The sequence below is a fragment of the Acetanaerobacterium sp. MSJ-12 genome (assembly GCF_018917875.1).
Taxonomy (GTDB): domain Bacteria; phylum Bacillota; class Clostridia; order Oscillospirales; family Ruminococcaceae; genus Bittarella; species Bittarella massiliensis.
The window spans coordinates 95,544-108,293 of sequence record NZ_JAHLPK010000003.1; the positions used below are offsets into that span (position 1 = coordinate 95,544).

A 12,750-nucleotide genomic window follows, 5' to 3' on the forward strand; every position below is an offset into this window, starting at 1 on the left:
AGTTTGACAGAAAAAAGACCATCTCTTGAAGGAGATGGCCTTTTTTTGGGTGAAGTTGTCTTTTTTTGGCGCTCTACCCGCCGATGTGGAGGATGGCGGTGGCCAGCACAAAGTAGATGGTCAGGGAGACGGCGTCCACAATGGTGGTGATGAGGGGGCTTGCCATGATGGCGGGGTCGACCTTGCACTTTTCGGCCAGGATGGGCAGCAGGCCGCCGCAGATCTTGGCGACGATGACCGTGCAGAAGAGGCTGATGCAGATGGTGACGGCCACCATCAGGGAGACCCGGTCCAAAAACAGCAGTTTGCCCAGGTTGACCACCGCCAGCACCGAACCCACCAGCAGGCTGATGGCGAACTCCTTGCGGATGATCTTGAAGGCGTCCCGGGTCTTGATCTCACCCAGGGCGAGGCCGCGGATGATCATGGTGGCCGACTGGGAGCCGGCGTTGCCGCCAGTGTCCATCAGCATGGGGATGTAGGCGGCCAGCAGCACCATGGAGGAGAGGACCTCGTCAAAGCGGCGGATGATGAAGCCGGTGATGGAGGCGGAGATCATCAGCACCAGCAGCCAGAGGATGCGGTGTTTGGCCAGCTCAAAGACGCTGGATTTGAGATAGCTGTCCTCCGACGGGGTGACGGCGCCCATGATGTAGATGTCCTCGGAGTTCTCCTCCTCGATGACGTCCAGCACGTCGTCGATGGTGATGACCCCCACCAGGCGGTTTTCCGAGTCCACCACCGGCATGGAGAGCAGTTCGTACTTTTTGAAGAGGTCGGCCACCACCGACTGGTCCTCGGTGGTGCTCACCGAGAAGATGTCCTTGTCCACGATCTCCTGGATGGCGGTGTCGTCGCGGGAGGTGAGGATGTTTTGCAGGGTGACGGTCCCCTCGAGCACCCGGGTGGCGCTGGTGACAAAGCAGGTCTCGATGGTCTCTTTTTCCAGGCTGTTGCGGCGGATGTCCACGATGGCCTGGGCCACCGTCTCGTCCTTTTTCAGCTCCATAAACTCCAGGGTCATCAGGCTGCCGGCCGAGTCCTCGGGGTATTTGAGGACCTGATTGATGAGGCGGCGGGTGGCGGGGTCGGTGTTTTTGAGGACCCGCTTGACGAGGTTGGCGGGCATCTCCTCGATGAAGTCGACGGTGTCATCAAAAAACAACTCGTCCAGGATGGTGGCGAGCTCTTTGTCGGTGACGCCCTCGACGATGCGCTGCTGCACATCGGAATCCAGGTGGGAGAACACCTCTGAAGCGGTCTCTTTGGGCATCAGCCGGAAGAGGAGCACCAGGGTGTTCTCGGGCATCTCCTCAAACAGCTCGGCGATGTCCACCGGGTTTTCGTCCAGCAGCAGGGTGCGGGCCTGGGAGAACTGTCTCTCCTCCACCATGCGGCCCAGGTCTTCTAAGGTCTTGTAAAAGTCTTTCACTTGCATACCCTCCTTTTCGATCGAGTGGGAAAAACGGGGGAGACGGCGCCGCGCCAAAGGCGGTTTGCGGCGGCGCCAGTCCGGCTTTTGCGCCGGGGCTTTTTGCCGCCAGGGCAGCAAAAAAAGCCACTGGATTGAGTATGTCCATGGCTTTCGTTTCGGTATGCACTTTTAAGAGAGGGCAATTTTCCACAGCAAAAGAAAGGCTATCTGTTTTGCAGGGGTGAAAACAGATACCGCTTGAGGGCAGAAAAACGCGCGCCGCATCGCTTAACTGTGCAACTTCGACTACCGCCAGCGTCCATCTTGTTTTCACCTCCCAATTCGCTTCGTTTGCGTTTTCATTGTAAAACGGATCGGCCCAAAAGTCAAGGAAAAGCGGGCGGCTTTACCCCTTTTTTACCCTGTCTTTTCGCCGGAAGAGGGCCCTGAAATCCAGCTCCACCACCAGCACCGAGAGGAGGATGATCAGCCCGCCCCCCACCAAGTTCCAGCTGAACCGGTCATACCCCCGCAGCACCGAAAAAATGGTGCCGAAGAGCGCCTCGGTGGACATGATGAGGGCCGCCTTGGAGGCGCTTGCCCGCTGCTGGGCGTGCAGCTGCAACAGGTAGCAGACGCAGGTGCTGAACACCCCCAGGTAGAGGACCCCCACCAGCGCCAGCTTGGGCTGGATGGGGGGGAGGGAGCCCGCCTCGAAGAGGAGGAAGGAGAGCCCCGACACCAGGGTGACGGTGAGCATCTGTATAAAGTTAAAGACCTTTACTTCGATGCGGGTGGAGATGTGGCCGATGTAGGCGATCTGCACGGCAAAGACCACCGCGCCCGCCAGGGAGAAGATGTCCCCCGCCCCCAGGTGGAGGGCGCCGCCCCCGGTGAGGACCCAGACCCCCACCATGCAGGCAGCCGCCCCCAGCAGCGCCTGCTTTTTGGGGGGATGCCGCTCTGCCAGCCAGACGAAAAAGGGGACGAACGCCACATTGGTGCTGGTGAGAAAGGCGTTGTTGGAGGGGGTGGTGTGGGCCATGCCAAAGGTCTGCAGCACAAAGCCGACAAAGAGGAGCAGCCCCGAGATCACCCCCAGCCGCAGTTGGAGGGCGGTGATCTGCAGCAGCTGCCGCCAGGCCAGAAGCGCCATGGCCACCGAGGCGATGAGGAAGCGGGCGAACACCACCAAAAAGGGGGTGAGGCCGCCCTCCAGCGCCTGGGCGCCGGCCACATAGCCGTACCCCCAGAGAACGGCCAGCAAAACCAGCTCGCCGGTGGCCTCTGTCCGCCGCAGCCAACCGATCATAGAAAATCACCTCGATACCGGTGTTCTGCGCTCCCGCTGCACGGTGGGGATGCGCATCTGAAAGCGGATGGAAATCAACCGCAGCACAAAGATGAAGCCGATGCTTATGTAGGCGGCCACCTCCAGGGGGATCCACTGCCGCAAAAACCAGAAGAAGGTGCTGCCGGCGATGGAGGCCACCGCGTAGACGTCCTGGCGGAGGATGCGGGGGATTTCCCGGGAAAAGACGTCGCGGACCACCCCGCCCCCCACGGCGGTGATGAGGGAGACAAAGCTGAAGGTGATGAAGTTGAGCCCCATGTTCAGGGCGGTCAGCCCGGCCTCGACGGTGAAGGTGGCCAGCCCCAAGGCATCGAAGATGTCCAGGGCAAAGGCCCACTTCAACTGCCCTTTGGTGAGGATGACCAGGGCGGTGGTGGCGCAGATGAGCAGGGTGTACTCGTAGCGCAGAAAGAAGGTGGGCAGCCCGTCTTTGATGATGATGTCCCGGATGACCCCGCCGCCGATGGCCGTGACCATGGCCAGCACCAGGATGCCGAAGTAGTCCATCCGCTTTTTGATGGCGGTGACGGCGCCGGAGACGGCAAAGGCCACAACGCCGATGTAGTCCAGGTAGTCGATGATCCCCATGGCAGCCTCCCCGGCGCTTAAGCGCCCGTCTTCAAGTAATTGCCGAAGGTGTTTTCCAGCTGTCGCTTGACGAATTGGTAGCTAAAGCCGTTCCCGGCCAGCCCGTGGGCGGCGGCCTGACTCTCGCTCCAGTCGGCAAAGGGGACGATGTGCAGGTTGGAAAAGCGGCTGCCGAACTGGGTCACCGTGGGGATGAAGGAGAGCCCCTCCACCCGGGTCTCGCCGGTCTTCATGTCCAGGACCACGGTGCAGTCCAAAAAGCCGCCGGCCATGTTGTAGTTGCCCTTTTGTGCTGAGACGAAGTTGCCCAGGGAGTAGATCACCGGCACCTGCCGCCCGTCGGCGGCCGTCAGCTCGGCGATGGGCTGCAGGACGTGGGGGTGGTGGCCCAGGATCAGGTCGGCCCCCCAGTCGGCCAGCTTCTGGGCCTCCTCTTTCTGGTAGGCGTTGGGGGTGTCCGACCCCTCGGCCCCCCAGTGGACGTTGACCACGATGAAGTCCGCCTGCTGGCGGGCCAGCTCCATCTGGCGGCGGATGGTCTCCTCGTCCTTGAGGTAGATGCCGCAGGTGTCGCCGCTGGAGCCCACGTTGGTCATCTCCATATAGCTCAAAAAGGCGAAGCGGATGCCGTTTTCCTCTCGGATGGGGATGTCGTCGTAGGACCCCCGCTCGTAGATGCCCGCCACCGTCACCGAGGGCAGGGCGTCAAAGACCCTTTTCGACTCGGCCAGCCCGGCGCTGCCCTTGTCGTACATGTGGTTGTTGGCGTAGCTGACCACGTTGAAGCCCAGCCCCTCCACCTGCCCGGCCAGCTCTTTGGGGGAGTTGAAGGCCGGGTAGCTGGAGAGGGGGTAGAGGTCGCTGGCCACCGGCACCTCCTGGTTGATGACGGCGATGTCCGCCTTGGCCACGATGGGGGCGATCTGCCGGTAGACCGGCCCGAAGTCGTGGTAGCCGCCGCTGCCCCGGGCGGCTGCCTGCTGGTAGATGACGTCGTGGATCAGGTTGTCCCCCACCGCCATCAGCCGCACCGAGAGGGTCATGTCCCGGCCGGCAAAGGCCTCCTCCATCGGGGTGGAGGGGGCGTTGGCGCTGGTGCCGCCGCCCCCGGCGCAGCCGGTGAACAAAAGGGCGCAGGCCAAGACCGCCGCCCAAATCCTGCCGTGTTTCATAGTGCTCCTCCCAAAAAGGGGAGGGCGGTTTTTGCCCGCGCGGCCGCCCTCCGATATTTCCTCCCCAGTATAGGTCTTTTTGCGCCAAAATTCAACAATGCCCGCCATTTGCGGCTTGACTTTTTTCACCCAGAAGGGTACAATCAAAACTGTTTCAAATGAGACAATTTGTAGAGAGCAGGAGGGGAGCCAATGGAGGAGAGCATCCGCGCGGTCTTGCCGGGCTGCTTTCTCTTTGCCGGCGTGCCGGAGGGGGAGGCGATGGCCGCCCTCTCCGGCTGCGGCTCCATCAGGCGGTGTGAGCGGGGGGAGGTCATCCTCTCGCCCCAGCAGTTCACCCCCATGCTGGGGGTGGTGCTGCAGGGCCGACTGGAGGCCCGCAACGACCACGTCCTGCTGACGGTGTTGGAGCCCGGCCGCTGCTTTGGGGTGGCGGGGCTCTGGAGCGGGGCGGAGGAGTACGTCTCCACCGTGTGCGCCCAGAAAGAGAGCCTGCTCTACACCTTCAGCCGGGCGGACCTGACCGCCCTTTTCTCCCGCTGCCCCCAGACGCTGCAAAACTACCTGGCTTTTCTCTCCGACCGCATCGTCTTTCTCAACCAGAAAGTCGCCCTCTACTCCTGCCAGAGCGTAGAGGGGAAGGTCTATGCCTATTTTAAGCAGCAGGCGGCTGCGGGGTGCCCGCAGAAGGTCAACTCCAGCGAGCTGGGAAGGCTGCTGGGGGTGGGGCGCGCCTCCCTCTACCGCGCCTTTGAGGCGCTGCAGGCCCGCGGCCTCATCCGCAAGGAGGGGAAGACGGTGACCGTCCTCCACGCCGAAGAGGTGCTGTGAGCGCCGCGGCGAACGGTGATTTTTACCGGCCCCCGCCCCGGGCGGGGCGACCGGCAAAATAGAGCATTTGCCCCCGGGCAAAGAAAAATATTTGTGTGAAGAGGTGCGAGTATGAAGAAACTGTTGGCACTCGCGCTGGCGTCCCTGCTCACCCTGAGCATGTTCGCCGGCTGCGGCAAAGAAAAGGGAGAGGCCGGCACCAGCGAGCCGAAGGAGACCTACCAGTCGGTGGACATCAACGTGGCCGGGCTGAAGGGGCCCACTGGCATTGGCATGGTGCGGCTGATGGAGCAAAGCGACGCCGGAGAGGCGGCGAACAAGTACACCTTCAGTCTGGCCAGCGCCCCCACCGAGATCGTCGGCAAGATCTCCTCGGGCGAGGTGGACATCGCCGCCGTCCCCACCAACCTGGCGGCCACCCTCTACCAGAAGACAAACGGCGGGGTCAAGCTGCTGGCGGTCAACACCCTGGGGGTCCTCTACCTGCTGGAAAAGGGCGACAGCATCCACTCCGTGGCCGACTTGAAGGGCAAGACCATCTACGCCTCCGGCCAGGGCTCCACCACCGAGTACGTCCTCAACTACCTGCTGGAGCAGGCGGGGATGACCGTCGGTGAGGACGTGAAGGTCGAGTACAAGGCCGACCACTCCGAGCTGGCCGCCCTCATCGCCTCCGGCGAGGCCGACATCGCCCTGCTGCCCGAGCCCTTTGTCACCACCGTCACCTCGAAAAACGCTGACGTGCGGGTGGCCCTGGACATCACCGAGCAGTGGAAGAAGACCACCGGCGACAAGGAGCTGCCCATGGGCGGCATCATCGTCCGCACCGAATTTTTGGAGAAAAACCCAGCGGCGGTCGAGAAGTTCCTGGAGGAGTACAAGGCCTCGACCGAGTACACCGCCACCAACCTGGCGGAGACCGCCGCTCTGACCGAAAAGTACGACATCATGAAAGCCGACATCGCCCAGAAGGCCATCCCCAACTGCAACATCGTCTACCTGGACGGCGCCGCCATGAAGGAGTCGGTCAAGAGTTTCTTCGACATCCTCTTGAAAGCCGACGCCAAATCCATAGGGGGAAAACTTCCCGATGACGCGCTCTACTACGAGAAAGCGGGCAACTAGCCCACACCAAAAGAGAAGGGCCATCGCGAGCAAGGTCAGCGCCGTACTGGCGTGGGCCTTACTCTGGTTTTTGGCCGCCCGCGCCGTGAACAAGCCGCTGCTGGTGGCCTCCCCCGGGGAGACGCTGCGGGAACTGCTCTCCCTGGCGGGGGACCCCGACTTTTACCGGACGGTGCTGCGCTCGCTGGCGAGCATCCTGGGGGGCTTTTTCTCGGCGGTGGCCGCCGGCTGTCTGGTGGCCTGCCTCTCGCTGAAATCCACCTTTCTGCGGGCCTTTTTCGCCGTCCCCCTGGGGATCGTCAAGGCCACGCCGGTGGCCTCCTTCATCATCCTGGCGCTGGTGTGGCTCAAGAGCAGCCACCTCTCCCTCTTCATCTCCTTTCTGATGGTCCTCCCCCTGGTGGCGGGCAACGTCTACCAGGGGCTGGTGGAGACCGACGGCAAGCTGCTGGAGATGGGGCGGACCTTTGGCTTTGGCCAGGTGGGCCTCTGGCGGCACATCTACCTGCCCTCCGCCATGCCCTATTTTCTGGCCGCCTGCAAGACCGGCCTGGGGATGGCCTGGAAGGCGGGGGTGGCGGCGGAGGTGCTGGGGATGGTCAGCGGCACCATCGGCCGGCAGCTCTACGACACCAAAATCTACCTGGAGACCCCCAAGCTCTTTGCCTGGACGGCGGTGGTCATCCTCCTGAGCGTGGGGATGGAGCGGCTGTTCTCCTGGCTGGTGGAGCGGTTGGGTTCGCACTGGCGGAAGAGGGAGGGCAGATAGATGTTGGTATCCTTTCAAAAGGTCTCCCTGCGGCTGGGGGAGAAGGAGGTCCTGCGGGACTTCTCGCTGGATTTGCAGAACAAGGGCATCTACGGCGTCATCGGCCCCTCGGGCTGCGGCAAGACCACCCTTCTCAACCTGATACAGGGGTTTTTGCAGCCCGACGGGGGGGAGATTGCCCTCTTTTCTGACCGCATCAGCGCCGTCTTCCAGGAAAACCGGCTGCTGCCCTGGTACACCGTCTACCAAAACGTCGCCCTGGCCGCCCGCCGCCCGGTGGGCCGGGAGGAGGTGGAGGCCCTTCTTCGCCGCCTCTGCATGCCGGGGGAACTGGACAGCCTGCCCGGCTCCCTCAGCGGGGGGATGGCCCGCCGAGTCGCCCTGGCGCGGGCCCTCCTCTCCGAAAGTGACATCCTCCTGCTGGACGAACCCTTCAAGGGGGTGGACATGGCCTGCAAGCGCCAGTGTGAAAAGACCCTGCAGGCCCTCAGCGGCGGCCGACTGACCCTGCTGGTCACCCACGACCCTGGCGAGGCGGCCGCCCTCTGCGACACCGCTATCCTGGTGGGGGGGAGCCCACTGCGGCTGCGCCAAACCCTGCGCATCGACCCCCAGAGCCGGGGCCGCTCGGCCGAGGAGCTGCGCCGGCTGATGCTGGCCGAGTGAGCCCTGCGCCCCGGCATCCCCAGACAAAAAAGAGCCCGGGCCGTCTGGCCCGGGTTCTTTTGTTGCGAATCTCGGTTTTAGCGCTTGGCGCTGGGGTCGATGACAGAGGGCTTGACCCCGGCGGGGATGGGGGGGATGTAGTGCCCGCCGTCCAGCCGGTCGCGCAGCTCCTCCTTGGCCGCCTCGATCCACTCGGGGTGGTGTATGAGGTCGACGGCCGTTCCGGCCAGCACCTTGCCGGCGTAGAGGGTCCCCTTGTGGGCGATCGAGCTCTTGCCCTGGGCGACCAGCTGCCAGGAGTGGCCCGGCGTGCCCGCGGCCATGGTGACTGCCGAAATCTGGGCGGTGGGGCAGACCCAGCTCACGTCCCCCACGTCGGTGGAGCCGGGCATGGCCGCCTCGACGTGAAAGTTGGGGACCACAAAGTCGTTGATGGGGCGGCCGCCGTGCTCCTTGGCAAAGGCGATCCCCTTGGCGCCCGCCGCCTGGGCCATGGCCATCAGGGTGTCGGACGTGCTCTCAAAGCTCTTCTGCACGGCGGCGGCATAGGCGCGCTCCTCCTCGGTGTAGGAGGGGAGGGGGATCTCCCGCAGGTTGTCGTCCAGCTTTTCGGTGAGCAGGGTGTTGGGGACCAGGTTGGAACAGGCCTTGATGAACTGGGTCTCCAGCCGGGTGCCGGTCATCAGGGCCGCCCCCTTGGCGATGTCGCCCACCCGCTCGTAGATCTCCTGCACCTGCCCGGTCTTGGGGGCGCGGATGAGGTAGAGCACCTCGGAGTAGGGCTGCACCACGTTGGGGGAGTAGCCGCCGGTGTTGGTGATGGCGTAGTGGATGCGGGCCTCGGGGATGATGTGCTCGCGCAAAAACTGCACCCCGATGTTCATCAGCTCCACCGCGTCCAGGGCGCTGCGGCCCAGGTGGGGGCAGGCGGCGGCGTGGGCGCTGACCCCGTAGTAGCGGTAGCAGATCTGGTAATTTGCCAGGGAGCTTGCGCTGTTGGCGGCGTTGGTGTCGCCGGGGTGCCAGGTCAGGGCGCAGTCCAACTCGTCAAAGACCCCGTCCCGGGCCATGAAGGCCTTGCCGGAGCCGCCCTCCTCCCCTGGGCAGCCGTAGTAGACGACGGTGCCGGGGAGGTGGTTTTCGGCCAGGTAGGCCTTGACGGCCGAGGCGGCGGCCAGGGAGCCGACCCCCAGCAGGTTGTGCCCGCAGCCGTGCCCGGGCGCGCCCTCGCACAGGGGGGTCTTTGCAAAGGTGTCGGGCTGCTGGCTGAGGCCGGAGAGGGCGTCGAATTCCCCCAGAAAGCCGATGACCGGCTTTCCCTCGCCCCAGCGGCCGAGAAAGGCGGTCTCGATGCCGGCGACCCCTCGCTCGACGGCGAACCCCTCCTCCTCCAGCGCCCGGCAGAGGACCTCGGCGGACCGGCGCTCCTGAAAGGCGGTTTCGGGGCAGTCCCAGACGGCGTCGCTCCAGGCGGCCAGGCGCTGGGCCATCCCGTCGATATGGGAACAGAGTGCGGATTTGTCCATGGTGGTGTTCCTCCTTCTCTCTTTCGATCACCTCCATTATAGCACCAACGGCGGGCCCCGGGGGGAGGAGAGGCCGCCAAAAATGGCCGGGGAGATATGGCGAACTTGCCAAGGCCCCCCGGCGGGAGTAAGATAGAGGGCAGGAGGTGTATTGTCTGTGAAGATTTTGCTTTTGACCGGCAGTCCCCACAGGAAGGGGACCACCGCCGCCCTGGCGTCTGCCTTTGACCGGGGCGCTGCCGAGGCGGGCCACCAGCTGACCCGCTTTGACACCGCTTTTATGAAGATCGCCCCCTGTCTGGGCTGCGACCACTGCCGCAAAAACGGGGGTCGCTGTGTCCACGGGGACGGGATGGAGGAGATCCTGCCCGCCCTTCTGGAGGCCGACCTGGTCGTCTTTGTGACCCCCCTCTACTACTTTGGGATGAGCGCCCAGCTGAAGGCGGTCGTCGACCGGTTTTACGCCGTCAACGCCGCCTTGCGGCAGAGCCCCAAAAAGGCGCTGCTGTTGGCCGCCAGCGGGGACGACGAGCCCGGGGTGATGGAGGCGCTGGTGCTGCACTACCAGGCGGTGCTTGGCTACCTGCACTGGGAGGACTGCGGCATGCTGCTCGCCCGGGGGATGTACACCCCTGAGGATTTGGCGGGCACCCCCTACCTGTCGCAGGCGGAGGAGATGGGCCGACGCCCCCTGGGGGAGCGGTAAGAGAAAAAAGAGAGCGCGCCGCACCGGCTGTTCTGCCGGGGACGGCGCGCTTTTTTTGCGCTATTTCAGCCGGTTTTCAATGGCGGTGATGAGGGTCTGCAGGGCCTTGATGCGGGCGAACTTCTTGTCGTTTGACTCCACCACCGTCCAGGGGGCAAAATCGGTGGAGGTGAACTGCAACATGTCGTTGACCGCCGCCTCGTGCTGGTCCCACTTCTCCCGGTTGCGCCAGTCCTCGTCGGTGATCTTCCAGCGCTTTTCGGGGGTGTTCTGCCGGTCCTCGAACCGGCGCAGCTGCTCGTCCTTGTCGATTTGCAGCCAGAACTTGACGATGACGGCGCCCCAGTCGGTGAGCTCCTTTTCAAACTCGCTGATTTCGTCGTAGGCCCGGGCCCAGTCGGCGGGGGTGCAGAAGCCCTCGACCCGCTCCACCATCACCCGCCCGTACCAGGTGCGGTCAAAGATGGTGATGTGCCCCCGCTTGGGCAGCCGGGTCCAGAACCGCCAGAGGAAGTGGCGGCCCAGCTCCTCCTTGGAGGGGGCGGCGATGGGGACCACCTCGTACCCGCGGGGGTCGAGGGCGGCGGCAACCCGCTTGATGTTGCCCCCCTTGCCGGCCGCGTCCCACCCCTCGTAGGCGACGATGACCGGGATCTGCTCCTTGTAGAGGAGCCCGTGCAGCTTTTTCAGCTTGGCTTGGCACTTCTTCAATTCTTCTTTATAGGTGGTGGGCTCCAGGGTGCGGTTGAGGTCGATGTCGCAGAGTTTTGGGGTCTCCACCAATGGAAAGCGACTGGCGGGGATGCCGCCCTGGTAGGCGGCGGCCTGTGCGTCCCGCTCCGGCCGCTGGGCGATGGCCCGACCGATCTCCTTGACCAGGGTCTGGTAGATGTCCGCCATGGCCACGTCGCGGTCCTCGCTGGCGATCACATGCCAGGGGGCGCAGGAGGTGTCGGTCTGCTCCAACATCTGGTCGTAGATTTGGTAGAGGTCGTCGTAGCGGCGGTTCCTCTTCCAGTCGGTCTTGGTGACACGCCAGCGGGTGGCCTTGCTCTCCTCTAGGGCGGAGAGCCGCTTTTTCTGCTCCTTCTGGCTGATGTGCAGGAAAAACTTGATGATCAGGTAGCCGTTGTCGGTGAGGGTGCGCTCGAAGTGGTTGATCTCCTCGATGCGGCGGGTCAGCTCTTTTTTGGGGAGGGCGTTTTCCAGCTGGGCAGTGGACACCTCTTGGTACCAGCTGCGGTCGAAGATGGAGAACTCCCCGGCGATGGGGATTTTCTGCCAGAACCGCCAGAGGAAGGGGTGGCGGGCCTCGGTCTCGTCCGGGTCGACGGTGGAGTAGACCTTGAAGCCCCGGGGGTCCAGGTTGAGGATGACGTCGGAAATCTTGCTGCCCTTGCCGGCGGCGCTCCACCCCTCAAAGAGGATGATGACCGGCACCTTGGCCTCCTTCATCTGCTGTTGCAGGGCGGAGAGGCGGGGCTTGAGCTGCCCCGCAATGGCCTTGTACTCCTCCTTCATCATGATCTTTTTTAGGTTGACCTTTTCCAGCATGACGGCACCTCCTGGTCGTTTGAAAAAGCGAATAATATTTTTTTGTATATTTGCTATATTTTAGCACTTTTGCCCCTTGGATACAAGGGGAAAGGAGAGGGTGGCCCCTTTTCTGCCGCGACGGCAGAGGGAGAGGGGAATATACACAAATTTCCCGGCGAAAATGCACGGGAACGCCAAATCGCGGCAAGGCGGATTGCCACCGGCAAAAAAGAACGGTATCATGGAAAAAAGCGCCGTGAGGCGCAGTCGAAAGGGGTTGTCTGTTGACATGAGCATGCACATTGCCGCAAAGGCGGGGGAGATCGCCCCCAACATCCTCCTCCCCGGGGACCCGATGCGGGCCAAGCACATTGCCGAGACCTATTTGGAGGACGCCGTCTGCTTCAACGAGATCCGGGGGATGTACGGCTACACCGGCACCTACAAGGGGCAGCGGGTGTCAGTCATGGGGACCGGCATGGGGATCCCCTCCATCCTCATCTACGCGACCGAGCTGGCCCGGGACTACGGCTGCAAAAAGATGATCCGCCTGGGGACCGCCGGCGCCTATTCCGAGAAGCTGAAGGCCCTGGATCTGGTCCTCTCCCAGGCGACCAGCACCACCTCCGCCCTCAACGACCACATCTTCCCCGGCCACTACGCCCCCTGCGCCGACTTTGAGCTGCTGGACAAGTGCTACCACATCGCCCGGGAGAGGGGACTGCCGGTTTACGTGGGCAACACCATCTGCAACGACCACCTCTACATCGACAACAAGGAGGAGTACAAGAAGGTCTGGGCCGACTACGGGGTCATCGCCTCGGAGATGGAGGGGGCGGGCCTTTACACCGTGGCCGCCCGCTACGGGGCCAAGGCCCTCACCGTCATGTCCATCGTCGAGACCTCCTTCAAGCCGGGGGCCAAGGGCGTTTCGGCAGAGGACAAGGAGAAAAACCTCAAGGACATGATCTTGCTGGCGCTGGACACCGCCATCGACTGACGGCAAAGAAAAAACAGGTGCGAACGGATCCGCACCTGTTTTTTTGCGCCCTGCCGGCGGGGG

Annotated in this window: 12 protein-coding genes; 6 read left to right on the plus strand and 6 right to left on the minus strand. The window is 63.5% G+C overall.

All coding sequences use genetic code 11. The features are described from left to right. Positions 1-73 precede the first annotated feature (73 nt). The 4 genes from mgtE to KQI11_RS04165 all read right to left on the minus strand — a co-directional run bounded on the left by mgtE (position 74) and on the right by KQI11_RS04165 (position 4,528). Positions 74-1,393, minus strand: a complete 1,320-nt coding sequence (mgtE, locus tag KQI11_RS04150) for a magnesium transporter (protein WP_243164316.1) — start codon at positions 1,391-1,393, stop codon at positions 74-76. 427 nt (positions 1,394-1,820) lie between these two features. Then, positions 1,821-2,726, minus strand: coding sequence for a DMT family transporter (locus KQI11_RS04155; RefSeq protein ID WP_216401184.1), 906 nt, complete (start codon positions 2,724-2,726; stop codon positions 1,821-1,823). Positions 2,727-2,732: 6 nt separating this feature from the next. Continuing rightward, positions 2,733-3,356, minus strand: coding sequence for a trimeric intracellular cation channel family protein (locus KQI11_RS04160; protein ID WP_216401185.1), 624 nt, complete (start codon positions 3,354-3,356; stop codon positions 2,733-2,735). Positions 3,357-3,373: 17 nt separating this feature from the next. Next, positions 3,374-4,528: a CapA family protein gene (locus tag KQI11_RS04165; RefSeq protein ID WP_216401186.1), complete on the minus strand. Its 1,155-nt coding sequence runs from the start codon at positions 4,526-4,528 to the stop codon at positions 3,374-3,376. Positions 4,529-4,720: 192 nt separating this feature from the next. Here KQI11_RS04165 and KQI11_RS04170 point away from each other — a divergent pair, with 192 nt between their 5' ends. The 4 genes from KQI11_RS04170 to KQI11_RS04185 all read left to right on the plus strand — a co-directional run bounded on the left by KQI11_RS04170 (position 4,721) and on the right by KQI11_RS04185 (position 7,919). Then, a complete protein-coding gene (locus tag KQI11_RS04170; RefSeq protein WP_216401187.1) occupies positions 4,721-5,359 on the plus strand; it encodes a Crp/Fnr family transcriptional regulator in 639 nt (212 codons plus the stop codon). 111 nt (positions 5,360-5,470) lie between these two features. Continuing rightward, complete coding sequence (locus KQI11_RS04175) at positions 5,471-6,484, plus strand: ABC transporter substrate-binding protein (protein WP_216401188.1); 1,014 nt, start codon at positions 5,471-5,473, stop codon at positions 6,482-6,484. Positions 6,485-6,569: 85 nt separating this feature from the next. Then, positions 6,570-7,253: an ABC transporter permease gene (locus tag KQI11_RS04180; protein WP_216401189.1), complete on the plus strand. Its 684-nt coding sequence runs from the start codon at positions 6,570-6,572 to the stop codon at positions 7,251-7,253. Then, positions 7,254-7,919, plus strand: a complete 666-nt coding sequence (locus tag KQI11_RS04185) for an ATP-binding cassette domain-containing protein (RefSeq protein ID WP_216401190.1) — start codon at positions 7,254-7,256, stop codon at positions 7,917-7,919. Between the two features lie 77 nt (positions 7,920-7,996). Here the strand turns inward: KQI11_RS04185 and KQI11_RS04190 are convergent, their stop codons facing one another. Next, the gene (locus KQI11_RS04190; RefSeq protein WP_185915230.1) at positions 7,997-9,445 is read right to left on the minus strand and encodes a M20 family metallopeptidase; all 1,449 of its coding nucleotides are present in this window, start codon (positions 9,443-9,445) and stop codon (positions 7,997-7,999) included. A gap of 157 nt (positions 9,446-9,602) precedes the next feature. Here KQI11_RS04190 and KQI11_RS04195 point away from each other — a divergent pair, with 157 nt between their 5' ends. Beyond that, entirely contained in the window at positions 9,603-10,151 is a 549-nt protein-coding gene (locus tag KQI11_RS04195; protein ID WP_185915229.1) for a flavodoxin family protein, read from the plus strand. A gap of 60 nt (positions 10,152-10,211) precedes the next feature. On the opposite strand, the gene pap is transcribed toward KQI11_RS04195, so the two are convergent. Further along, positions 10,212-11,705 (minus strand): polyphosphate:AMP phosphotransferase, encoded by a 1,494-nt coding sequence (gene pap / locus KQI11_RS04200; protein WP_216401191.1) that lies wholly within the window; start codon positions 11,703-11,705, stop codon positions 10,212-10,214. A gap of 271 nt (positions 11,706-11,976) precedes the next feature. Here pap and deoD point away from each other — a divergent pair, with 271 nt between their 5' ends. Then, positions 11,977-12,687 carry a purine-nucleoside phosphorylase gene (gene deoD / locus KQI11_RS04205; protein WP_216401192.1) on the plus strand — a complete coding sequence of 237 codons (711 nt, stop codon included), beginning with the start codon at positions 11,977-11,979 and terminating at the stop codon, positions 12,685-12,687. Positions 12,688-12,750: the final 63 nt, after the last annotated feature.